A 20,882-nucleotide genomic window follows, 5' to 3' on the forward strand; every position below is an offset into this window, starting at 1 on the left:
CGACTATGTGCAGGCCCACTACCTCGGCCAGATCTGGAACACGGCGAAGGTCTTCGACAACTCCTACGACCGCAAGACGCCCCTGATCATCCAGCCTCGTCCCCCGTGATCCCCCGTGCCCACTGGTATCGGCTGACCGCGTCCTCGACGCCCTCGTTGTAGTGGCCGGTCGGCTCCCTCGTGTAGAGGCCGAGCTGAGTCAGACGCAGTTCGAGTTCGGTGACCTCGGGGCCCTCGGAGCCGAGGCGCAGCACAGGGGGTGCCTTCTGGCGGCTGTCGGTCGGTCCGATGCTGCCGCTTGCGGTGGCCGTCGGCGCGGTCGGGGTCGGCCGGGGCGAGCGGGACGGGCTCGGCGAGGCGCTCGTCGCCGACGGGGACGGTGACAGCGACGGGCTCGCGCTGACCACCGGCGCCGGCGGCGCGGGCCGTACGGGCGTGGCGCTGTGCGACGGCGACGCCGGCTCCGGGCTCGGCGACACGTCCGGGACGCTCGCCCGTACGTCGTCGGGCAGCGCCGTGTCCCGCGTAGGCGGCTCGTAGGAGAACAGCCCGCTCGCCATTCCGGCCGCCGTCATCACCGCGACGACCGCCCCGCCGACACCGAGCAGCACCGTGCGGCGTCTGCGGCGCCCCCTGTGCGCCGCGTCGTCCTGGCCGTACGGGTCCTCGACGCCCTCGGTGCCCGCGCCCTCGAACAGGTGCAGATCTTCGGCGCTCGCCACCTCGGCGCCCACCGGCCGTAACGGCATCGTCGCCTCGACCGCAGGCGCGGCAGGAGGCGCGCCGGGCTCGCTGCCCGGGCCCTCCAGCTCGACATACGGCCGTATCCGCAGCGGGTCGAAGTCCTCCGCCGCGGCCTGCTCGGCCGTACGCGCGTCGCGCAGGGCGTCGGACGCCCGTTGAGTGCAGCCGCAGGACGGGGTGTTGTCGGCCGCTCTGGGCGCTCCGCACTCCGGGCACTGGTGACCTTTCGGGTCTGTCACGCGTTCGTCCCTCCCTTCACGCTCCCCTCGCGAACTTCAGAGGTTATCCAGATCATCTTCACGCTGCGGCCGTAGCCCCCGGAATATCGGGTTCCAACAGGACTCAACAGGCCATAACCGGTCACACCGATCACCATGGACGTGTAACGAGAGCGGCAGGAGGTCTTCATGGCCGGGGATGCGCACGGTATGACGGGGGATGTGCGAGACGCACAGGCATCCGCGAAGCCCCCGCAGCGGGGCGGCGCCACCGAGGAACACGTGTCCGGGAACGTACTCGTGTCGATCGGCGCCCTGCTCCTCGGGATGCTGCTCGCCGCCCTCGACCAGACCATCGTGTCGACCGCGCTGCCCACCATCGTCAGCGACCTCGGTGGCCTCGACCATCTGTCCTGGGTGGTCACCGCGTATCTGCTGGCCTCGACCGCCGCGACCCCGCTGTGGGGCAAGCTGGGTGACCAGTACGGGCGCAAGCGGCTGTTCCAGACCGCGATCGTGATTTTCCTCATCGGCTCCGCGCTCTGCGGAATGGCGCAGAACATGCCCCAGTTGATCGCGTTCCGGGCGGTGCAGGGCCTGGGCGGCGGCGGGTTGATGGTGCTGTCGATGGCGATCGTCGGGGATGTCGTCGCGCCGCGTGAACGCGGCCGCTACCAGGGCCTGTTCGGGGCCGTCTTCGGCGCGACGAGCGTGCTGGGGCCGCTGCTCGGCGGGCTGTTCACCGAACACCTCAGCTGGCGCTGGGTCTTCTACGTCAACCTGCCCGTCGGCGTGGTCGCGCTCGCCGTGATCGCGACCGCGCTGCGCATCCCGCGCCGGACCGCGCAGCACGTCATCGACTACCTCGGCACCTTCCTCATCGCCGCGGTCGCCACCTGTCTGATCCTGGTGGCCTCGCTCGGCGGCACCACCTGGGGCTGGGGCTCGACACAGATCGTCGGGCTGATCCTGCTGGGCGTCGGACTGGCCGTCGCGTTCGTCGCCGTGGAGCGGAGGGCCGCCGAACCCGTCCTGCCGCTCAAGCTGTTCCGCATCCGCACCTTCGCCCTCGCCGCGGTCATCAGCTTCGTCGTCGGCTTCGCCATGTTCGGCGCGATGACCTATCTGCCGACCTTCCTCCAGGTCGTCCAGGGCGTGACGCCGACCATGTCCGGGGTGCACATGCTGCCGATGGTGTTCGGCCTGCTGCTGTCGTCCACGGCCTCCGGCCAGATCGTCAGCCGCACCGGCCGCTGGAAGGTGTTCCCGATCGCGGGCACGGGCGTCACCACCCTCGGCCTGCTGCTCCTGCACCAGCTCGACGAGAACAGCTCCACGGCCGTGATGAGCGTCGACTTCTTCGTCTTCGGCCTCGGGCTCGGGCTGGTCATGCAGGTGCTGGTCCTCATCGTGCAGAACGCCGTCTCGTACGAGGATCTCGGCGTCGCCACCTCGGGCGCGACCTTCTTCCGCTCGATCGGGGCCTCCTTCGGCGTGGCGATCTTCGGCACGGTCTTCGCGAGCCGCCTCGGCGACAAGCTGACGGACGCCTTCCGCGGCACCCGGCTGCCCGCGGGTCTCTCCGCGGACGCCCTCAAGTCCGACCCGCGCGGCATCGGTTCACTGCCGCCCGCCCTGCGCGGGCCCGCCCTGCACGCGTACGCGGCGGCCATCACCGACGTCTTCCTGTACGCCGCCCCCGTCGCCCTCCTCGGCTTCGTCCTGGCCTGGTTCCTCAAGGAGGACAAGCTGCGCGGCTCCGTCACCGCGCCCGATGTCACGGAGACCCTGGCCAGCAATCCCGTCGAGCGGTCCTCGTACGACGAGGTGTGCCGCGCGCTGTCCCTGCTGGGCACGCGGGAGGGCCGGCGCGAGGTCTACCAGAGGATCACCGAACGGGCGGGCTACGACCTGCTGCCCGCGGCGAGCTGGCTGCTGCTGCGGATCAAGCGGCAGGGCTGGGAAGAACCGGCCGTGCTCGCCGAGCGGAGCACGGTGCCGCTCCAGGTCGTCATGGATGCGGCCCGCCAGGTCGAGGAGCGGCGCCTTGCCGTCCGGGAGGGCCTCGACCTGATCCTCACCGATCAGGGCTTCGAGGTCGCCGAACGGCTCGCGCAGGCCCGTGAGGAGTCCCTCGCGGAGCTGCTCGGCGACTGGTGGGGCCCGGACCGGCCGACCGACCTGAACCGGCTGGTCAAGGAACTGACCGACGAGATGTGCGGCTCGGACCGGGAGCAGCCGCACAAGGAGTCGGCGGCGAAGGTCAGTTGAGGGCCTTGCGGAACCAGTGCTCGGCGTACATGTCGTCGTTGTGCGGTCCGGTCTCCGTGTAGCCGAGCCGTGCGTACAGGGAGCGGGCCTCCACGAGGTCGCTTCGGGTGTCGAGGATCAACTGGCCGGCGCCGAGGTCTCGGGCGGCCTCCTCGGCGGCGCCCACGAGGAGCGCGGCCCCGCCCTTGCCGCGCATCCCCTCGTACACGAACACCCGGGTGAGCTCGGCGGTCGTGGCGTCCAGCAGCCGTACACCCGCCGACCCGGCGGGCTCACCGCCGTACCGTGCGATCAGCAACCGTCCGGTCGGCGGGGCGAGTTCGGCACCGGTGGTGGCCGCGATCTCCCGCTCCAGCTCGGCAGGATCGGTCCGCCGCCTCTCGTGCAGGAGGTAGTAGCGGTCGCTGACCTCCGTGTAGTACGCCCGCCAAAGGGCGGCGGCCGCGGGGGAGTCGACGGGTTCCGGGGTGATCGTCCAGGTCATCCGCTCATTGTGCGGAGACGGTGGGCGGGACACGCAACCGAATATGGGTGACCCCCCGCGAGTCCAGGACCTGGGTCTTCTGCCACTCGATGTGCTGGTCGCCGAGGTCGTCGAAGAGCCGGCGGCCGCCGCAGGCGAGGACCGGCACGATGTGCAGGAGGAGTTCGTCCAGCCATCCCGCCCGGATGAACTGCTGCACCAGGTCCGCGCCGCCCGCCAGCGACACGTCCTTGGCACCGGCCGCCTCCCTGGCCAGCTCCAGCGCCCGCTGCGGGCCCTCGGTGACGAAGTGGAAGGTGGTGCCGCCCTTCTTCACCAGTGGCTCGCGGGCGTGGTGGGTGACGACGTACACGGGCGCGTGGAAGGGGGGCTCCTCGCCCCACGGGATCTCCCCGGTGATGTACATGCCGTGGCCCATCACGACCGCGCCGGGCCGGGCGACGTGCTCGGCGATCAGGTCGTCGTCCGGTCCGGTCTCCCCGCCCGGCATCCCCTGCATCTGCCGGAACGTCCGCAGCCCGTACACCCACGAGTGCAGCCGCTCCCCACCGATCCCGAGCGGGTGCTCACGCCCCGACTTTGGCCCCGCGATGTACCCGTCCAACGACATGGCCAGCCGTGCGATGACCTCACCCATGACAACCTCCTCAGTGCGCGTGCGGACCTCTGTACCCCTGCGTCGATCGGCGCCCCGCGGAATCGACACATCGCTCGCATGAATGCGGAGCTGCGGGGCCATGAACCGCAGCGACCGGCTGTACGCCCTGGGGGAGGCAGTCCGCACGGCGCCGACGGGGCGGGGCCCGCCGCCCGGGAACGCCGTCGTCGGCGCCCAGCTTTGCGGCCGCCTGAAGGGGCCTACGGGTTCTGCGTGCCGCGGCCCGCGACGCCGAGTCGCTCCACCCGACGGGCCCTGGGCCCCGCGCGGCTGCCGGTTGGGTCGCCACCGGGCGGCCGGGGGTGGCGTCCCGCCAAGTGGTGCAGCCGGTCGACCTTCGCGGCTTCGCAGGTCGCGGCCGGGTTCCGCTTGGCGCCCCCGGGCCGGGCGCCCCTCGGCGTCCTGACCGGCTCGCGCAGCAGCGCGCAGCTTCGGCTGGGCCGGCCACGTGGACGGGGGCGGCGCAGAGCCCGTGTCCTGGTGCCCTTGCCACTGCCATGCAGTCCGCGGTGGCGGTGAGCGGCTTCGGTGGTCGTCTTCGAGGCGGGGCCGGGAGCGCCCGTTCGCCGTTTGAGGGGTGGCTTCCGGGCAACCCGGACGTGGAACCGGCCCAAGGGGCCGACACACCGGAAGGCACCCATGTCCACAGGCATGATCATTGCTCTCATCGTGATCGTTGCGGCCGTGGTCGTTGTCGCGGTCGCTCTCACTCTGCGCGCCCGGGGCGGATACGGCGGCCGGGACCTGAAGCGGCGCTTCGGGCCCGAGTACGACCGGACGCTGGCCCGGCACGACGGGGACGCCAAGGCCGCCGAGCGTGAGCTCACGGAGCGCGTGCAGCGGCACGGATCGCTGCGCGAGCAGCCGCTGGAGCCGGGCAGGCTGGAGGAGTTCACCGCCCGCTGGACGGCCGCGCAGGAGCGCTTCGTCGACGCGCCGCGGGAAGCGGTCGCCGAGGCGGACCGGCTGCTCGCGGAACTCGCCGCCCTGCGCGGCTTCCCCGACGGCAGCCACTACGAGGAACAGCTCGCCGCCCTCTCCGTCCACCACGCCGACCACGTCCACGGCTACCGGCACGTCCACCGTGTCGCACGCGCCGGCGTGGGCGGACAGGACGGCGACCGGGCCGACACGGAGGAGATGCGCGAGGCCATGGTGGAGGCCCGGGCCCTCTTCGAGGACCTGACCGCCCCGCCCCGCCGCACCGAGAAGGCTCCGGCGTCCGCCGCCGCCCGCACCAAGGCCCACCGGCACGAGAGTCGCGGCCATCTGCCCTGGGCCCTCAACCGACGTCACGCCAAGGGGAGTTGAGCGACATGACGGACGCGACGACCGGCCCCGCAGCCAAAGGCACCGAGGCCGACGACAGGACCAACCGCACCACGGTGACGCCCACCCCGCACGAGGTGACGGAGGAGGCAGGCCGGGGGGAGGCCCACGAGGGCACCACTCCCGTCCGGCCCACCGGCACCTCCGCCACCGCAGCGCCCACCAGCGGCCGCCTCCTCCCGCAGGACGAGTGCGACAAGCTGGATCTCCGCCTTCGCCAGGCGGTCTCCGGGTTCGTGGACGGGCCCCGGGACTCCGTCGAGGAGGCCGACCACGTGGTCGAGGAGATCGCCGGGCGGTTCACCGAGGCCCTGACCCGGCGCCGCCGCACCCTGCGCATGTCCTGGCAGGACGGCGAGGACACCGAACAGCTCCGGCTGGCCCTGCGGGACTACCGCAACCTGGCGGAACGACTCCTACACGGGTGACCCGTTCGAAGGACCCGCGGTACCCGTGCCCCTCTCGGCGTCCCTGGCCGTCGCCCGGCGCTCCCGCCACTCCCGTACGACCTCCTCGACGTCGTACGGCTTCATCCCGAGCGGGGGGCCGGGCGGCGGCTTGAACATCATGTCGCGGATCTTGACGTTGACATCCGTGACGATCTTCCGCGCGATCCGCTCCGAGGGCGCCGCGTACGCCGCCACCAGCGCGTCCTCGGCCTCCTTGCGCAGGGCGAGCGTGGGCGGCAGCACGGACAGGCCCTCGCGGGCCATTTTCTGCTTGATCCACCACAGTTCGTCGTACGAGGTGTCGGTACCGGCGGGCAACGGCTTGCCCGCGCCGGGCAGTTGGGCGAAATCGCCGCGTCTTTCGGCATCGCGGATCTGTTTGTCGACCCAGGACTCGAACGGCACACCCGGTGGCTTTCGCTCGGTCATGAGTCCATTGTGCCGGACGCGGCATGCCCGGGCGATTTATCATGCGGCCGCCGTGTTAGGACACTTCAAGAGGAGCAGCGCGTGCTCGAACTGACCATGGCCACCGTCTCCGGGGCGGAAGAGGGGGCCACGGCCGGCATGCTCATGGCCGACGCACCCAGTGAGCCCGGCGCCGTGCTGCGGGTGGGCCGGGACACCTCCGTGTGCCGTCTGGCGACGCCCGACGACTGGCTGTTCATCTCCCGGGTCCACCTGGAGTTCCTGTGCGGCCCCGAGGGGACCTGGCAGCTGACCTGGCTGCGCGGTTCACAGGCCGACCCGTCCTCCGAGGTCCGGCTGATCGTCGGCGAGTACGCGCAGCCGCTCGCCTACGGCGGGACCGTGGCGCTGCCCAGGGGCGGCAGCGGCGAGATCGTCGTCCAGGACCGCACCGCCCCGCGCAGCGTCAACGTCGGCTTCTATCACGAGTTCTGAGGATCCGCCGCTCGCCCCGAACCCGTCGAACGTGAGTTTTCCGTCATGGCCGACGGGCAAGTTCACCTGGGAGCATGGTGATCCATCGGGCGGACGGGGGAAAGCGGCATGACCACTGCGCACAGACGGGTCCGGGTGGCCGTGATCGTCGCGGCGGTGCTGGCGGCCGCCGGTTGTTCCGGCGGGGGCGGTGACGACGCCGCTTCCAGCCCCTCCGCGACGACGACCGCGGCGGCCCCGGCCGCCACCCCGTCGACCGCCTCGCCCACCCCCGTGGTCAAGCCGTCGGACGTCTACCCCACGAACGCGCACGGCTGCCACCCGAACGCGAAGTGGAGTACGGCGAAGGCGGTGGACTGGGTCGACTTCGGACAGATCGGCACGCCCGCCCTGGGCCCGGGAGAGGTCCGTTTCCCCCAGTCCAGGCCCGGCTTCGACGGGCCCCTGTGCGACCGGGTGACCGTGCAGGTCCAGTACTGGCGTGTCAACTACCGCCCGTCCTCCGCCACTTCGGCCGCCGACCCCCTTTCGAGGGAGGTGAACTACGACTACGTCCTGCAGCCCCTCAAGCGCAGCGAACTGCGGATCGACGGCCGCAAGGTCCACGACGTGAAGCCGCCGAAGGGCTTCGCCTCGGCCAAGGCGAGCCCCTGCGACGGCTTCCTGGAGGCGATCTACGTCGGCGCGCCGCTCAAGAACCGCGAACTGCCGACCAAGATCGACACGGGTGACACGCTGTTGGGCGACACCGTCACCTTCCCCACCAAGCGCGTGGTCGACTACCACGTGTTCGCGCCGTCCGGGCCCCGGCTCTGCGACGACAACGGCGTCCCCACGGCGTCCCCTGCACCCTCCGACCCGTCGTCCGGTTTCGGGCTGTCCACGCCGTCCTACCCCGCCTTCGACGTCAGCCCGAAGAGCTGAGCGGCCGGGGCTACGCCAGCACGCGCGCCAGCGCGAAGCCGTCGTGGCCCTTGCTGCCCACCGTCTGGATCGCCGTGCCGCTCAACCGCGGGTGCGAGCCGATCAGTTCGACGGCGGCGCGGCTGCCCAGTACGTCGGGCGCCTTGCTGTCCGCCTCGGTGACCCGGCCGCCGCGCACCACGTTGTCCACGACGATCAGGCTGCCCGCGCTGGTGAGCCTGAGGGCCCACTCCACGTAGTTCGGGTTGTTGACCTTGTCGGCGTCGATGAAGACCAGGTCGAAGGGGGGCGGGTTCTCGTCGGCCAGCTTGGGCAGCGACTCCAGGGCGGGGCCGATCCGCACCTCGACGATCCGCTCGAGGCCCGCCCGCGCGATGTTGCGGGCGGCGACCTCGGCGTGCTTGGGGTTGTACTCGAGCGAGATCAGCCGGCCGTCCTCGGGCAGCGCGCGGGCCAGCCAGATGGTGCTGTAGCCGCCGAGGGTGCCGATCTCCAGGATGTTGCGGGCGCCCTGGATCTGGGCGAGGAGCTGCAGGAACTTGCCCTGGAGTGGGGTGACCGAGATCTGCGGGAGCTCGGCGGCGTCACTGTCGCGGAGGGCCGCTTCAAGAGCGTCGTCGTTCCGTGAGAGGTGGGTGGTGAAGTACTCGTCCACGTCGCCCCAGAGCTGCGACTCGCTCATTCGCTGTGCCTTCCGTGTGACTGCTTAGCGCTTCTAACTAGCTGCCCTAATGAATATAGCGACGGGCCGATGCCCCGTCAGGGAGATCATGACGGCCGGGTTCAGCTGATCGGTGGAGGCGCGTGCACCGGCGGCGGAGGCGGCACCGGGCGCCGGGAACGCCGTAGGGCGAACACGGTCACGGCCGTGACGGCGAGGGCGAAGGAGCCGGCCACCGTCAGCAGCCACGCCGGGATCCCGGCCACCGTGCGCAGCCGGTCCTCGTAGATCACCTGCTGGAACGGGGTGTCCGCGGACGCCCGGCGCAGCACGTGGTCGCCGGAGATCGACGGCGGGTACGGGAACTCCTGGCCGATCGCGGTCAGGAACGGTGTGCCCGCGGCCAGCTCGGCCAGCGGACCCGATGTCGCGGTGACCCGTCCGGCGTAGGTGACGCGGGGCCGCTCGCCGCCTATCGCGGAGCGGGGCTCCATGCGGTGCGCGGCGAGGACGTACAGGCCCAGGGACTGCGGGGTGCGGGCGAGGCGGGACAGCCGCATCGGGTAGACGGGCTGCGCGGACGCGAAGGCGAGGTGCAGCGGGTCGAGCCTGCCGTTCAGCGGGGTGTTCGCGGTGTCGGGGGAGAGGCGCACGGCGACGTACTCCCAGCGGTGGCTCACATACGGCCGCAGGGCGTCCCGCAGCCGGGGCGGCATGGCGAAACCGTTGGCGTCGAGCCAGTCGTCCAGGGCGGCCGGGTCGGTGGCGGTCAGGCGGGCCACGTCGAACGGGCCGAGCTTCTGGCGGCCGACCACGCCCACGCCGGGCGCGGCGGCACCGGCCCCGGGCGGCCCGGCCGCGCTGCTGCCGTCGCCGGTCGCCAGCGGCCAGTCGCCGTCCTGCGGCCAGAAGTGGTGGCGTTCGCGGTGGACGGGCGCGGTGGTGGCGGCGAGCTGGGTGAACAGCGCCGGATCGCCGAGCCCGACCGTCGCCCGGTGCGGTACCGGCATGATCCAGGCGGCCCGGTCGGCGTCCCCGCCGACCGTCAGGGACATCACGATCTGTTCCCGGCTGCCGTCCCAGCGCACGACGGACTCCTCACGGCCCACGCTCACCCGCCGCTGCCCGTCGGGGATCATCGCGCCGCAGCCGCACGCGTACGCCGGTGCGATCAGTGACCCCAGCTGTGTCGCCAGCAGGGCCACCAGGACCGCGAATAACCGCGCGCGTGTGCATTTCCGCAGGAAACAGGCCATTCCCCGAAGCCTCCGTGCTGCCGTGGACAGAGGTTCACACGGTACGGGGGCCGCGGCGGTTCCGGAGGCGATCGCTTGTCGGGCGCACTATGGTCATCCCGATAAATAGGCGATAAATAGGGACGATGTAAGTCATAGATCTCGAAAAGGGGCGAATGGGCGGGAGGTCGACCAGGCGTGGCGAACGTGGAGCACAGCGGGCGACCGGCGGAAGCCCTCGGCGCGACAGCCGTCGGAGGAGCTCCCAGACGCCTGCATGTGATCCGCCTCGGCCTGTGGCTGGTCGCCGCCGTGCTCGCCGTGCGCCAGGTGGCCGCCGTCCTCAGTACGCCCCAGGGTGAACGGCTGACGGATCTGGAGACCTGGGTGGGTCCGCACGGCGTCCTGCATGTGAAGGGTTCGCTGTACGACTCGACGCGGTTCACCGGCACACCGTTCGGCGGACTGGTCCTCAAGCCGCTCACCCGGGCGGCCGAACAGGCCCTCGGCTGGGGCTGGACCTTCGGCACGCTGCTGCTGGTGGTCGCGCTCGGCCTGATCGCGGCCCGTGCGCTGCCGCAGCCGGTGAGCCGCCGGACCTCCCTGTTCGCCGCACCGCTCGCGATCAGCCTGCTGATGCTGTCGCTGCCGGTGCGCAGCACGCTGTGGCTCGGGCAGACCAGCATCATGCCGGTCCTGCTGGTACTGGTCGGCTGCTTCGTCGTCCGCGGCGAGCGCACCAGCGGCCTGCTGGTCGGGCTCGCGGCCGCCCTCCAGCCGACCGTGCTGCTCTTCGCCCCGCTGCTGTGGTTCACCGGCCGCCGCCGCGCCGCGGCCTCCACCGGGATCACGTTCGCCGCCTGCACGCTGCTCGCGTGGGCCGCGATGCCGCACGACTCCGCCACCTACTGGGTGCACCACATCGCGGGCGCCGGCCTCGGCGGCAGGGCGGACGACCTCGCCAACCAGTCCCTGCACGGTGCGCTGCTCCGGCTCGGCTGCTCGGGCCCCGCGGAGATCGTCCTCTTCCTCGCGCTGGGCACGGCGGTCGCCGTGCTCGGGGTGCGCCGCGCCGTGCGCTACGCCCGCGACGGGCAGCTGCTCCTCGCGGTCGCCGTCACGGGCTGCGCGGCGAACGCGGTGTCGCCGACCGCCTGGCAGCACCAGTTGCTGTGGGTGCTGCTCGCGGTGGTCGGACGGGTCGGCAGGCGGGCCTGCGACCGCTATGTGTGGCCGGTCGCCGTCATCCTGGTGATGACGCTGCCGGCGAAGATGCTGCTGCCGCACATGGAGCGGCTGAACACGCTGCGGGACACCGTGGTGCTGGTCGCCGCTCTCGCCGCGGCCACCGTCGTGCCGTTCCTGTCCCGCACCTCGCCGTACTACCAGTCCCCGGTCCCGGCCGAGTACGCCGCCCCGGTACCGTCCCGCTTCCGGCACGTGCCCGTCGTCCCGTTCCTGCGCCGCGTCCTGACCCGCCCGAACCTACTGCTGGAAGTCCTGCTGATGCGGGTCACCTACGCCGCCTACCAGCAGATCCGGCTCGGGGTGACCGCCGACCGGGCCACCGCGGAACACCACGGCCACCAGATCCACCGGATCGAGCAGTTCCTGTCCGTCGACTTCGAGCACTGGGTCAACCACACCGTGGTGAAGGTCGACTGGCTGCGCGGTTTCCTCGACTACTACTACCTGTCGTTCCACTTCGGCGTTCCGCTGACCATCCTCGCCGTGCTCTATGTGCGGCGCCCCGTGGACTACCGCTGGGCGCGCTCGGCACTGGGCCTCGCCACCGGGTTCGGCCTGATGGGCTTCTGGCTGTACCCGCTGGCGCCGCCGCGCCTGATGCCGGGGCTCGGCTTCATCGACACGGTGCACGGCGTCCAGGACTTCTCCAAGCCGAACTACGGCACGCTGACCGAGTTCACCAACCAGTACGCGGCCATGCCGTCCCTGCACTTCGCCTGGGCGCTGTGGTGCGGCATCGTGATCGTGACCCTCGCGCCCAGGTGGTGGCTGAAGCCCTTCGGTCTGCTGCACCCGCTGTTCACGCTGTCCTCGATCATCGCGACCGGCAACCACTGGTTCCTGGACGCGGTCGGCGGGGCCACCGTGGTCGGGGCGGGCTTCGGGCTGCAGTACCTGGCGTCGGGCCCGCGGGCGGCCACCGCGGCCGCCACCGCCGTCAAGGACGAATCCACCTCGGACGCGGAGACCGCGCACGCCGGCCCGGCGCCCTCGGGGCATTGACGGGCCGGCGGCGCCGGGAGGCCGCCGGCCCGAGACCATGGCCGGCCGGAGACCGTCAGTGGACCTGGACCTGGAGGTGCTTCACGCCGTTGATCCACGCCGAGCGCAGCCGGGACGGGTCGCCGGCCAGGGTGAGCCCCGGCAGGGCGTCGGCGATCGCGTTGAAGATCAGGTCGATCTCCAGGACGGCCAGGGACTTGCCCAGGCAGTAGTGCGGGCCCCCGCCGCCGAACCCGAGATGGGGGTTGGGGTCGCGCAGGATGTCGAAGGCGTCGGGGTCGGTGAAGACCTCCGGGTCGTGGTTGGCGGAGGCGTAGAAGATCCCGACCCGATCGCCCTTCCTGATCAGCTTCCCGCCCAGTTCGGTGTCCTGGGTGGCCGTCCGCTGGAAGGAGTTGACCGGGGTCGCCCACCGCACGATCTCCTCGGCCGCGGTCTGGGGCCGCTCCCGCTTGTACAGCTCCCACTGCTCGGGGTGGGTCAGGAACGCATGCATCCCGTGGGTGATGGCGTTACGGGTCGTCTCGTTGCCCGCGACGGCCAGCATCAGCACGAAGAAGCCGAACTCGTCGGAGTTGAGATTGCCCTCGTCCTCGGCCGCCACCAGCGTCGTCACGATGTCCTTCGCCGGGCACTGCTTGCGGTCCGCGGCCATGTTCATGGCGTAGGCGATCAGCTCGGTGGCCGACTCGGCGCCGACCTCCTCGGTGATCGCGTACTCCGGGTCGTCGTACGAGATCATCTTGTTGGACCAGTCGAAGATCTTGGCCCGGTCGTCCTGCGGGATGCCGATGAGCTCGGCGATCGCCTGGAGGGGGAGTTCGCAGGCGACCTCGGTGACGAAGTCGAAGGGGCCACTCTGCGCGCGGGCGCTCTGCGCGATGCTGTGGGCCCGCTCGCGCAGGCGGTCCTCCAGCGCCCGGATGGCACGCGGGGTGAAGACGCGCTGCACGATCTGGCGGACCCGTGTGTGCTCCGGCGGGTCCATGTTGAGCAGGATCAGCCGCTGGGCGTCGATGGCGTCGCGCTCGATGTGCTCGTTGAAGCGGATGATCGCCGTGTTGAGGTACGAGGAGAACAGCTCGGGGTGGGTGGAGACGTACTTGACGTCCGCGTGCCGGGTGACGGCCCAGTACCCCTCGTCCTGGAAGCCGGCGATGTTGCCCGACTGCGGGATCCAGCGCACCGGTTCGGCCCGCCGCAGCTCGGCGAACTCCGGCAGGGGCACACGGTGGTGCAGCAGGTCGGGGTCGGTGAAGTCGAACCCGTCGGGGAGAGCAGGACAGGACATGGGCGACTCCGGCTCGGATTCTGACGGACCATCAGGTTCAGGTTTGCCGTGAAGGTAGTAACGGGTTCTACAAGAGGCAAGAGGTGCGGCAAGCCGAATTGGAGCCGTATTGCATGCACGACTCTTGCGGTTGTGGACGCGCTGTCAGCAGACTGCTGGCAGAACTAGAACACGTACTAGTTCAGCGTGGCGGGGCCGGCCGGGACGCCCCCGCGCCGCGCGGGTACCGGAGGAGAGGATCCCCCACCATGGCCGCGGAACCCGTGATCGTAGAAGCCGTACGCACTCCCATCGGCAAGCGCGGCGGCGCGCTCGCCAACCTCCACCCCGCCTACCTCCTGGGCGAGACCTACCGCGAACTCCTCGGCCGCACCGGGATGCCGGCCGACGCGGTCGAACAGATCGTCGGTGGCACGGTGACGCACGCCGGCGAGCAGTCCATGAACCCCGCGCGCACCGCCTGGCTGACCATGGGCCTGCCCTACGAGACGGCGGCGACGACGGTCGACTGCCAGTGCGGCTCCTCGCAGCAGGCCTCGCACATGGTGGCCAACATGGTCGCGGCGGGCGTGATCGACGTCGGTATCTCGTGCGGTGTCGAGGCGATGTCGCGGGTGCCGCTGGGGTCGGGGTCGAAGCACGGCCCCGGAAAGCCGTTCCCCGACGAGTGGAACGTCGACCTGCCGAACCAGTTCGAGGCGGCGGAACGGATCGCGCGCCATCGCGGTCTGACGCGCGAGAACGTCGACTCACTGGGCCTGATCTCGCAGGAGCGGGCCGCCGCGGCCTGGGCAGAGGAGCGCTTCAAGCGGGAGACGTTCGCGGTCCAGGTCCCGACCACCGAGCAGGAGCAGCGCGCCGGCCAGGGCATGTGGCGGCTCGTCGACCGCGACGAGGGGCTGCGCGACACGACCATGGAGGCGCTCGCGGGCCTGAAGCCGGTCATGCCGACGGCCATCCACACGGCGGGCAACTCCTCGCAGATCAGCGACGGCGCGGCGGCGATCATGTGGGCGTCGAAGCGGATGGCCCGCGCGCTGAAGCTGAAGCCGCGGGCGCGGATCGTGGCCCAGGCGCTGGTGGGCGCCGACCCGCACTTCCACCTCGACGGACCGATCGACGCGACGCGGGCCGTGCTGGGCAAGGCGGGCATGTCCCTGAAGGACATCGACGTCGTCGAGATCAACGAGGCTTTCGCGTCGGTGGTGTTGAGCTGGGCGCAGGTCTTCGAGCAGGACCTGGAGAAGGTCAACGTCAACGGCGGCGCCATCGCTCTCGGACATCCCGTGGGGGCGACGGGTGCGCGGTTGATCACTACCGCGCTCCATGAACTGGAGCGGGCGGACAAGGAGTTCGCGCTGATCACCATGTGTGCGGGGGGCGGGCTGGCCACGGGCACGATCATTCAGCGCCTGTAGGGGTAAGTCGGTAGCGCGCATTGACGCGGACTGGTCAACTTACCCCATGCTGATCAACGTAATCCTCCGCGTCCTGCCCTTCTACCTCCGCGAACCCATCGTCATCGCCGTCAGCCTGTCCTTCGCCGGCCTGGCCCTCTACTACTTCGTGCAGGTAGGGGGCTGGGGCCGGGGCGGTTTCGGGCTGCTGTTCCTGGCGATCGCGGTCCTGCGCGCCTACTTCTTCCGCAAGGAGTGGAGAGCCCACAAGGCGGCGAAGGCGGGGGGTGCCGTCAGCCGCGGTTGATCGTCTCGCAGGTGTTCGTGACCCGGTCCAGGATCACGCTGTCCGCGGTGACGGTGTCGGCGGTGCCGCCCTCGCATTCGACCCGGTCGTAGCCGCCGTTGCGGCTCGTGATCGTGTCGTTGCCGGCGCCGCCGCGGAAGGTGGCCTGGAGCGGGCGGGAGGGCCAGCCGTCGGGGTCCGTCAGCCGGTCGTCGGCGGTACCGCCGACCAGCACGTCCTGGCCGGGGCCTCCGTCGAAGACGGCTGGGATGTTGAGATGCTCGGCCGAGAGCCGGTCGTTCCCGTCGCCGCCGTCGGCGTGGATGCCGGTGACGGCGGTGATCGTTCCGCAGGTCGCGGTGGTCGCACTGGTCTGGGTGCAGCCCGTTCCCGCGGTGATGCCGGAAGGGTCGGAGACCCGCAGATGGGTGAGGTCGCCCGCGACGTAGAAGGTCACCCGGTTGGCCGCACCCGGGAGCGGCACGAACGTGACCGTCCCACCGGAGCGGGAGACCGTGCCGGTGGAGGCCGCCGCGGCGGGCGTCGCCAGCATCAGAGGCAGGGTCAGACCCGCTGCCAGCGCGGGAATGATGGCGGCGCGACCTCGACGACCGATGTGCAAGTGCATTCCTGACTCCCGTCCATGTCCGTTATGGCATGGAATGCACTTTTGATCGGGTTGGGGGTGCTGTCAAACGCGGGGAGTGGTGGATGCCGTCCAGTTGACGAAGGCGGAGAACGTGGTGGGGGTGAGGGTGAGGATCGGTCCGGCGGGGTTCTTGGAGTCGCGGACGGCGATGGTGGCGCAGGGGGCTTCGGCGACTTCGAGGCACTGGCCGCCCTGGTCGCCGCTGTACGTGGACTTGCGCCAGGCCAGGGCGCCGATCGGTGCGCATTCGACGCAATCGCCGCCCTGGTCGCTGCTGTAGCTGGACTTACGCCAGTTGCTCTCCATAGCGGTCCTCCATCACGCGCCGGATCAATTCCGCCGAGTCCTTGAGGGATAGAGCGGCGGCCCGGAGATGATCGTAACGGAGTGAACAGTCCTTGACGGTGTCCGGATTCGCGGTCGGATGCCCGCTGCCGTACCCCTCGGTGTAGACGATGGTCGGATCGCTCGCGAAGCGGTAGAGGTTGAATGAGCCTGTAAGTCCCGCGTGAGCGCCCGCAGAGAACGGCAGCACCTGGACGTTGATCCGAGGGTTGTCCTCGAAGCTCAACAGTTGGTCCAGTTGGTCGCGCATGGTCTCCGGGCCGCCGATCTCCTGGTAGAGCGCCGCCTCGCTGATGACCATCCAGAAGACCGGCGGCTCGTTCTTCTCGAAGATGCGCTGGCGTGCCAGCCGTACGGCAGTGCGGTCGTCGAGGTTGGTCCGGTCGAGCGTGCCGAGGGTGGCCCGTGCGTACGCATGGGTCTGCAGGAGACCGTGGATCATGCCCATCTGGAAGGTGCAGATCTCTGTCGCGCGCGCCTCAAGCTCGACCACCTGCCTGAACCAGCCCGGCAGTTGACTCCGCATCACCAGCTCGACGAGCCGTGACAACGCCCCGCCCGTCCCCAGCGCCGCGTCCGCCCGCTCGCTGAAGTCCTGTGTCGGCAGTTTCCTGGCCGTCTCGATCTGGCCGATCATCGAGCCGGTGTAGTTGACGATGTCCCCGAGCTGCCGCTGCGTCAGCCCCGCCGCATCGCGATACCGACGCAACTCGTAGCCGTAGTAATCGAGCGGCGAGGCGCCCGGGTCGAGGGTGTTGATCTGGGTCACGTGTTCGGCCCCCTGCCTGTGCAACAACTCCGCCCACTACGGGACTTGTTGTGCTCGTCCCGTAGCCCAGAGTAGTCGCGCAAGGTCAAGCTCGTCCTGTGAATCAATTCATTCCCCCCACCTACCGCATGAGCCTCACCGTCGGCGCCCACTCGGCCCGCCACATCCGCCGTATCGTCCGCTCGCTGCTCGACGAGTGGGGGCTGGCGGATCTGGCCGACGCCGTGGAGCTGGGCGTGACCGAGCTGGTCGCCAATGTCGTACGGCATGTTCCGGACCGGCGCTGTGTGCTGCTGGTGTTGCGGTCGGCGGCCGGGGTCAGGGTGGAGGTGGCGGACGACTGTCCTCAACTGCCGTGCGTTCCAGCCGAGTTGTCGCCGGACGCGGAGGGCGGGCGCGGGCTTGTGCTGCTCGACGCGGTGGTCGACAAATGGGGCGCGGGTCCGGCGGTCGGGGGTGGTAAGACGGTGTGGTTCGAGTGTGCGATGTGAGGCGGTGAGAACCGTGGACGAGATCGAGGTCGCGGGCGGCAGCCCCGTGACGGTGCGTGAGATGACGCCGGAGGACGAGCCGGGGGTCGCCGCCCTGTTCGCGTCCTGCGAGGACTACTTCGCCGCCGCGACCGGCGGCCCGGCGCTCCCCGCGGACGTGCAGAGCCTGTACTACGCGCTTCCCGAGGGCGCGGATCCCGATCAGAAGCGGCTGCTGGTGATGTGCTGGGGAGAGGGGGTCGTCGGGATGGTCGATGTCGTGGACCGGTATCCCGATGCCGACACCTGCTCGGTGGGGATGTTCCTCCTCGCCCCGGAGGTCCGGGGTGAGGGAATCGGTACGGGTGCCGCTCGTCGACTCATCGCGGAGGCCGCCGGGCGCGGGATGCGGGACGTGACCGCCACCTGTCCGTCGGGCTGGGAGCCGGGGCTGGGCTTCCTGCGAAGCCTCGGCTTCGAGATCGGCCCACCGCGGGAGGTGCCCGGCACGACCGTGGGCAACCGGCTGCGACGGCCCGAGGAGACCGGGCTGTGCACGGCGCGGTTGCGGCCGGCTCGCTGAGCGATGAGTTTTGCCTGCCGCTGCCGTCTGCACTGACGAGAGGGAGGTGCTCGCGATGCGCGCAGCGGCACAGCAGGAAGCCTTGGAACGGCTGGACGTCCTGGTCGGGGAGTGGGTGGTGGAGGCCGAGTTCCCCGGCCTCCAGGTGCCTCCGGGGCGCAGTGTGTTCGAGTGGACCCTGGACGGACAGTTCCTGGTCCAGCGGATGGAGGCGCCGAACCCCGCCCCCGACAGCATGGCGATCATCGCCGTCGACCCCGAGACGGGCGGCTACACGCAGCACTACTACGACTCACGGGGCGTCGTACGGCTGTACGCGATGACCTTCGCCGAGGGGATCTGGCAGCTGCTGCGGGACACCCCCGATTTCTCGCCCCTGGACTTCCGGCAGCGGTACACCGCGCGGGTCGGCGAGGACGGGAACACCATCCGCGGTGTCTGGGAGATCCTGCGGGACGACTCGGACGGCTGGCAGCAGGACTTCCCCCTGTCGTACCGGAGGATCCGCCGGTGAGCCCGGTGAGCCCGGTGAGCCCGGTGAGCCCGGTGAGCCCGGTGAGCCCGGTGAGTTCGTGCGGAGCGGCCTACCGCCCGGTCTGTCCGGCTTCCCCGAGCGGGCGGGTCCGGTCGATCGAGACGGTCGTTCCGGCGGCCGAGTTTCTGTCGCCTATCTCGGTGAACAGGCGGTGCGCGCGGAGGTAGTGCTGGTGGGCCTCGGGGAGTTCGCCGACCTGTTCCAGGGCCGTGGCGAGACCGGAGTGGACCCTGGCACGGAAGCGGTCGCTGTCCTTGTAAGTGGGCGGAGGAGTGATGGCCCGGAAGGCCTGCACCGCTTCGGGCCAGCGGTGCAGGGCCGACAGGTCGTAGGCCGTCTCGGTCTGGATGAGGGCCTGGGAGAGGGCGTTGAGGCCCGGTACGTCGCCGGCGGAGCCGCCGAGCAGTGCGCGGTGGATGGCCAGTGCCTCCTCGGGGCGGCCGGCCTCGCGCAGTGCGCTGCCGAGCATCCGCCGCGAGATCGCCGCGCCGGTGGTGTCGCTGATGGCCTCGAAGAGCTCCACTGCCTTTCCCGCCGACTCGGCCGCCTCCGCGGGGCGGCCCAGGTTCATGCAGGCACTGTTGATGTACACCCACGCCCAGGCCTGGAGCGCCCTCTCGCCGGTCTCCTCCGCCAGACGCAGTGCCTGCCGGGCGAGTTCCTCGGAGCGCGCGTACTCGTGGGCGCCCACCCAGTGCGCCCAGGCCAGGCAGTTCAGCTGGTGCGCCTCGGCCGCGCGGTCGCCGAGGGCGGCCGCGGACCGGACGCCGTACGTGAACAGGGTCCGCCACTCGGGCGACTTCTCCCAGCGGTCGGAGAACCAGTACAGGGTGCGGGCCGTGTGCAGGATCTCCGCGTGCCGGTCCGCCGCGAACATCAGGGGCAACGCCCCCACCCAGTGGGCACGTTCGGCTCTCAGCCACCTCTCCGCCTCCTCGGCGGAGGCGGGCGTGAAGGGGTCGGGCCCGCCCGGCCACGGCTCCGGCGCGCCGGGCGCCTCGAACCAGCGGCCCGCCGCGGAGGCCGAGCGCAGCAGCCAGTCGGCCATGCGGAGCCGGACCTCCCCGACCGTCGACTCCTTCTCCTCGGCGTGCAGTTGCTCGCGGGCGAAGAGCCGCACCAGGTCGTGCAGGTCGTAACGGCCGGGCGTCGGTTCCTCCAGCAGGCCGCGGTCGACCAGCACATCGAGGGAGTCCTCGACCGCGAGCGAACCGTCGTCGCCGGTCAGGAGGGCGGCCAGCTCGGGGCCGGTGTCGCGGCCGGGCAGCAGCGCGAGCCGGCGTAGCAGCAGCCGGTGGGGGCCGGTGAGCTGGCCGTAGGAGAGGGCGAGGGCGCTGCGCACCGCCAGGTCGCCGGCGATCAGGCCGTTCAACCGCCGTTCCTCGTCGCCGAGTTGGTCGGCAAGGCGGGACGGGGGCCAGCCCGGGCGGCTGGAGAGGCGGTTGCCGACGATCCGCAGGGCCAGCGGCAGATGCCCGCACAGCCCGGTCAGCCGCGCGATCGCCTCGGACTGGCCCCCGGTGCGCGCGGACCCGAGGATCCGCTCCAGCAGCACCGCCGACTCATGGCCGCTGAGCCCGCCGAGCCTGATCCGCCGTACGCCTTCGAGACCGGCCAGCGGCCGTCTGCTGGTGACCAGCACGAAACTGCCCTCGGCGTCCGGCAGCAGCGGCCTGGTGCGCTCCTCGTCGGCCGCGTCGTCGAGGACGATCAGCGCCCGCCGGGCGGCCAGGGTGGCCCGGTAGACGGCTTCCCGGGCGACCGGGTCCACCGGGATCCGCTCGGGGGGATGACCGAGGGCCGTCAGCAGCAGGACCAGGGCCTCGGCGGCGGGCAGCGGCGCCTCGCTCATGCCGTGCAGCCGCACACTGACACAGCCGTCCGGGAAGTGCCCGGCCAGCCGCCGCGCGGCCTCCGCGGCGAGCGTCGTCTTGCCCTGCCCGCCCGGCCCGAACAGCACCGCGGCCCGGGTGCCGGTACCGGTGACGAGCGCCTCCAGGTCCGCCAGCTCCTGCTCCCGGCCGGTGAAGTCCGCGACGGTCCGCAGCAGATACGGCGACGGGCTCGGGCCGCCGCGTTCCCGGCCCGCGTCGGCCAGCCGCTGGAGGCGCTCACGCTGCTCGCCCTCCAGCGCGAGCGCGGCGGCGAGCGCGTCGACGGTGCGGCGCTGCGGTCCGCGGCTGCGTCCGCGCTCCATGTCGCCGAGCGCGCGGACGCTGACCCCGGAGGCCCCGGACAGCTCTTCCAGGGTCATCCGGGCGGCCCGGCGCAGGGATCGCAGCATCACCCCGAAGGGCGTGCCGCCTCGGAGTGTGTCGGAAGCATGACTTGTCATCACGACAATTACAGCAAGCGCTGTCCACTTCTGCCTGTGTTTCTGCCTGGTGACATCCCGTCACGCGTGGTGAGCTGAAACCCGTACCCGAATCCC

The 20,882-nt window shown here is 71.1% G+C and carries 22 protein-coding genes; 11 read left to right on the forward strand and 11 right to left on the reverse strand.

What is annotated here, in order from left to right:
* Positions 1–86: 86 nt before the first annotated feature.
* A complete protein-coding gene (locus ACWC1K_RS40085; protein WP_450838007.1) occupies positions 87–983 on the reverse strand; it encodes a peptidoglycan-binding domain-containing protein in 897 nt (298 codons plus the stop codon).
* 168 nt (positions 984–1,151) lie between these two features.
* Here ACWC1K_RS40085 and ACWC1K_RS40090 point away from each other — a divergent pair, with 168 nt between their 5' ends.
* The gene (locus ACWC1K_RS40090; protein WP_450838008.1) at positions 1,152–3,233 is read left to right on the forward strand and encodes an MDR family MFS transporter; all 2,082 of its coding nucleotides are present in this window, start codon (positions 1,152–1,154) and stop codon (positions 3,231–3,233) included.
* Here the strand turns inward: ACWC1K_RS40090 and ACWC1K_RS40095 are convergent.
* Positions 3,226–3,717: a GNAT family N-acetyltransferase gene (locus ACWC1K_RS40095; RefSeq protein WP_450838009.1), complete on the reverse strand. Its 492-nt coding sequence runs from the start codon at positions 3,715–3,717 to the stop codon at positions 3,226–3,228. The genes ACWC1K_RS40090 and ACWC1K_RS40095 overlap by 8 nt on opposite strands.
* A gap of 4 nt (positions 3,718–3,721) precedes the next feature.
* Positions 3,722–4,354: a dihydrofolate reductase family protein gene (locus ACWC1K_RS40100; RefSeq protein WP_450838011.1), complete on the reverse strand. Its 633-nt coding sequence runs from the start codon at positions 4,352–4,354 to the stop codon at positions 3,722–3,724.
* 660 nt (positions 4,355–5,014) lie between these two features.
* Between ACWC1K_RS40100 and ACWC1K_RS40105 the strand changes: the two genes are divergently transcribed.
* Together ACWC1K_RS40105 and ACWC1K_RS40110 are read left to right on the forward strand one after the other, a co-directional pair.
* Positions 5,015–5,686 carry a hypothetical protein gene (locus ACWC1K_RS40105; protein ID WP_450838012.1) on the forward strand — a complete coding sequence of 224 codons (672 nt, stop codon included), beginning with the start codon at positions 5,015–5,017 and terminating at the stop codon, positions 5,684–5,686.
* Between the two features lie 5 nt (positions 5,687–5,691).
* Entirely contained in the window at positions 5,692–6,132 is a 441-nt protein-coding gene (locus ACWC1K_RS40110; RefSeq protein WP_450838014.1) for a hypothetical protein, read from the forward strand.
* Here ACWC1K_RS40110 and ACWC1K_RS40115 read toward each other — a convergent pair.
* Positions 6,121–6,582, reverse strand: a complete 462-nt coding sequence (locus ACWC1K_RS40115) for a DnaJ family domain-containing protein (RefSeq protein ID WP_450838015.1) — start codon at positions 6,580–6,582, stop codon at positions 6,121–6,123. The two genes, ACWC1K_RS40110 and ACWC1K_RS40115, sit on opposite strands and share 12 nt — an antisense overlap.
* An 81-nt stretch (positions 6,583–6,663) precedes the next feature.
* Between ACWC1K_RS40115 and ACWC1K_RS40120 the strand changes: the two genes are divergently transcribed.
* Together ACWC1K_RS40120 and ACWC1K_RS40125 are read left to right on the forward strand one after the other, a co-directional pair.
* Positions 6,664–7,056 (forward strand): FHA domain-containing protein, encoded by a 393-nt coding sequence (locus tag ACWC1K_RS40120; protein WP_099928490.1) that lies wholly within the window; start codon positions 6,664–6,666, stop codon positions 7,054–7,056.
* Between the two features lie 108 nt (positions 7,057–7,164).
* The gene (locus ACWC1K_RS40125; protein WP_450838017.1) at positions 7,165–7,980 is read left to right on the forward strand and encodes a hypothetical protein; all 816 of its coding nucleotides are present in this window, start codon (positions 7,165–7,167) and stop codon (positions 7,978–7,980) included.
* Between the two features lie 10 nt (positions 7,981–7,990).
* Here the strand turns inward: ACWC1K_RS40125 and ACWC1K_RS40130 are convergent, their stop codons facing one another.
* Both ACWC1K_RS40130 and ACWC1K_RS40135 read right to left on the reverse strand, forming a co-directional pair.
* The gene (locus ACWC1K_RS40130; protein ID WP_450838018.1) at positions 7,991–8,662 is read right to left on the reverse strand and encodes an O-methyltransferase; all 672 of its coding nucleotides are present in this window, start codon (positions 8,660–8,662) and stop codon (positions 7,991–7,993) included.
* Positions 8,663–8,763: 101 nt separating this feature from the next.
* Positions 8,764–9,897, reverse strand: a complete 1,134-nt coding sequence (locus ACWC1K_RS40135; RefSeq protein WP_450838019.1) for a DUF2330 domain-containing protein — start codon at positions 9,895–9,897, stop codon at positions 8,764–8,766.
* A 177-nt stretch (positions 9,898–10,074) separates the two neighbouring features.
* Here ACWC1K_RS40135 and ACWC1K_RS40140 point away from each other — a divergent pair, with 177 nt between their 5' ends.
* Positions 10,075–12,126 (forward strand): bifunctional glycosyltransferase 87/phosphatase PAP2 family protein, encoded by a 2,052-nt coding sequence (locus tag ACWC1K_RS40140; protein ID WP_450838020.1) that lies wholly within the window; start codon positions 10,075–10,077, stop codon positions 12,124–12,126.
* A 55-nt stretch (positions 12,127–12,181) separates the two neighbouring features.
* Here the strand turns inward: ACWC1K_RS40140 and ACWC1K_RS40145 are convergent, their stop codons facing one another.
* A complete protein-coding gene (locus ACWC1K_RS40145) occupies positions 12,182–13,417 on the reverse strand; it encodes a cytochrome P450 (RefSeq protein WP_450838021.1) in 1,236 nt (411 codons plus the stop codon).
* 248 nt (positions 13,418–13,665) lie between these two features.
* Here ACWC1K_RS40145 and ACWC1K_RS40150 point away from each other — a divergent pair, with 248 nt between their 5' ends.
* On the forward strand, positions 13,666–14,835 hold the full coding sequence (locus tag ACWC1K_RS40150; RefSeq protein ID WP_115908430.1) for a steroid 3-ketoacyl-CoA thiolase: 1,170 nt from the start codon (positions 13,666–13,668) through the stop codon (positions 14,833–14,835).
* Between the two features lie 46 nt (positions 14,836–14,881).
* Positions 14,882–15,121 carry a hypothetical protein gene (locus tag ACWC1K_RS40155; protein WP_450838023.1) on the forward strand — a complete coding sequence of 80 codons (240 nt, stop codon included), beginning with the start codon at positions 14,882–14,884 and terminating at the stop codon, positions 15,119–15,121.
* Here ACWC1K_RS40155 and ACWC1K_RS40160 read toward each other — a convergent pair.
* The 3 genes from ACWC1K_RS40160 to ACWC1K_RS40170 form a co-directional block, all read right to left on the reverse strand.
* A complete protein-coding gene (locus ACWC1K_RS40160; RefSeq protein ID WP_450838024.1) occupies positions 15,108–15,653 on the reverse strand; it encodes a hypothetical protein in 546 nt (181 codons plus the stop codon). The two genes, ACWC1K_RS40155 and ACWC1K_RS40160, sit on opposite strands and share 14 nt — an antisense overlap.
* A 138-nt stretch (positions 15,654–15,791) precedes the next feature.
* Positions 15,792–16,055, reverse strand: coding sequence for a DUF397 domain-containing protein (locus ACWC1K_RS40165; RefSeq protein WP_450838026.1), 264 nt, complete (start codon positions 16,053–16,055; stop codon positions 15,792–15,794).
* Positions 16,036–16,863 carry a helix-turn-helix domain-containing protein gene (locus tag ACWC1K_RS40170; protein WP_450838027.1) on the reverse strand — a complete coding sequence of 276 codons (828 nt, stop codon included), beginning with the start codon at positions 16,861–16,863 and terminating at the stop codon, positions 16,036–16,038. The genes ACWC1K_RS40165 and ACWC1K_RS40170 overlap by 20 nt, the downstream gene beginning before the upstream one ends.
* A gap of 98 nt (positions 16,864–16,961) precedes the next feature.
* Here ACWC1K_RS40170 and ACWC1K_RS40175 point away from each other — a divergent pair, with 98 nt between their 5' ends.
* The 3 genes from ACWC1K_RS40175 to ACWC1K_RS40185 are packed head-to-tail and all read left to right on the forward strand — an operon-like array spanning position 16,962 to position 18,430.
* Positions 16,962–17,354: an ATP-binding protein gene (locus ACWC1K_RS40175; RefSeq protein WP_450838029.1), complete on the forward strand. Its 393-nt coding sequence runs from the start codon at positions 16,962–16,964 to the stop codon at positions 17,352–17,354.
* Between the two features lie 13 nt (positions 17,355–17,367).
* Positions 17,368–17,916, forward strand: coding sequence for an N-acetyltransferase family protein (locus ACWC1K_RS40180; protein ID WP_450838031.1), 549 nt, complete (start codon positions 17,368–17,370; stop codon positions 17,914–17,916).
* A 55-nt stretch (positions 17,917–17,971) separates the two neighbouring features.
* Positions 17,972–18,430 carry a hypothetical protein gene (locus ACWC1K_RS40185; RefSeq protein ID WP_450838032.1) on the forward strand — a complete coding sequence of 153 codons (459 nt, stop codon included), beginning with the start codon at positions 17,972–17,974 and terminating at the stop codon, positions 18,428–18,430.
* Between the two features lie 70 nt (positions 18,431–18,500).
* Here the strand turns inward: ACWC1K_RS40185 and ACWC1K_RS40190 are convergent, their stop codons facing one another.
* Positions 18,501–20,786, reverse strand: coding sequence for a helix-turn-helix domain-containing protein (locus tag ACWC1K_RS40190; RefSeq protein ID WP_450838034.1), 2,286 nt, complete (start codon positions 20,784–20,786; stop codon positions 18,501–18,503).
* Positions 20,787–20,882 lie beyond the last annotated feature (96 nt).

The sequence above is a fragment of the Streptomyces sp. NPDC001492 genome (assembly GCF_053597275.1).

Coding starts and splice junctions, on each gene's coding strand:
- ACWC1K_RS40160 (WP_450838024.1), bottom strand. CDS start 15,653: ATGCTGGCGACGCCCGCCGCGGCGGCCTCCACCGGCACGGTCTCCCGC.
- ACWC1K_RS40155 (WP_450838023.1), top strand. CDS start 14,882: ATGCTGATCAACGTAATCCTCCGCGTCCTGCCCTTCTACCTCCGCGAA.
- ACWC1K_RS40095 (WP_450838009.1), bottom strand. CDS start 3,717: ATGACCTGGACGATCACCCCGGAACCCGTCGACTCCCCCGCGGCCGCC.
- ACWC1K_RS40185 (WP_450838032.1), top strand. CDS start 17,972: ATGCGCGCAGCGGCACAGCAGGAAGCCTTGGAACGGCTGGACGTCCTG.
- ACWC1K_RS40110 (WP_450838014.1), top strand. CDS start 5,692: ATGACGGACGCGACGACCGGCCCCGCAGCCAAAGGCACCGAGGCCGAC.
- ACWC1K_RS40190 (WP_450838034.1), bottom strand. CDS start 20,786: ATGACAAGTCATGCTTCCGACACACTCCGAGGCGGCACGCCCTTCGGG.
- ACWC1K_RS40130 (WP_450838018.1), bottom strand. CDS start 8,662: ATGAGCGAGTCGCAGCTCTGGGGCGACGTGGACGAGTACTTCACCACC.
- ACWC1K_RS40100 (WP_450838011.1), bottom strand. CDS start 4,354: ATGGGTGAGGTCATCGCACGGCTGGCCATGTCGTTGGACGGGTACATC.
- ACWC1K_RS40105 (WP_450838012.1), top strand. CDS start 5,015: ATGTCCACAGGCATGATCATTGCTCTCATCGTGATCGTTGCGGCCGTG.
- ACWC1K_RS40115 (WP_450838015.1), bottom strand. CDS start 6,582: ATGACCGAGCGAAAGCCACCGGGTGTGCCGTTCGAGTCCTGGGTCGAC.
- ACWC1K_RS40125 (WP_450838017.1), top strand. CDS start 7,165: ATGACCACTGCGCACAGACGGGTCCGGGTGGCCGTGATCGTCGCGGCG.
- ACWC1K_RS40145 (WP_450838021.1), bottom strand. CDS start 13,417: ATGTCCTGTCCTGCTCTCCCCGACGGGTTCGACTTCACCGACCCCGAC.
- ACWC1K_RS40150 (WP_115908430.1), top strand. CDS start 13,666: ATGGCCGCGGAACCCGTGATCGTAGAAGCCGTACGCACTCCCATCGGC.
- ACWC1K_RS40090 (WP_450838008.1), top strand. CDS start 1,152: ATGGCCGGGGATGCGCACGGTATGACGGGGGATGTGCGAGACGCACAG.
- ACWC1K_RS40165 (WP_450838026.1), bottom strand. CDS start 16,055: ATGGAGAGCAACTGGCGTAAGTCCAGCTACAGCAGCGACCAGGGCGGC.
- ACWC1K_RS40135 (WP_450838019.1), bottom strand. CDS start 9,897: ATGGCCTGTTTCCTGCGGAAATGCACACGCGCGCGGTTATTCGCGGTC.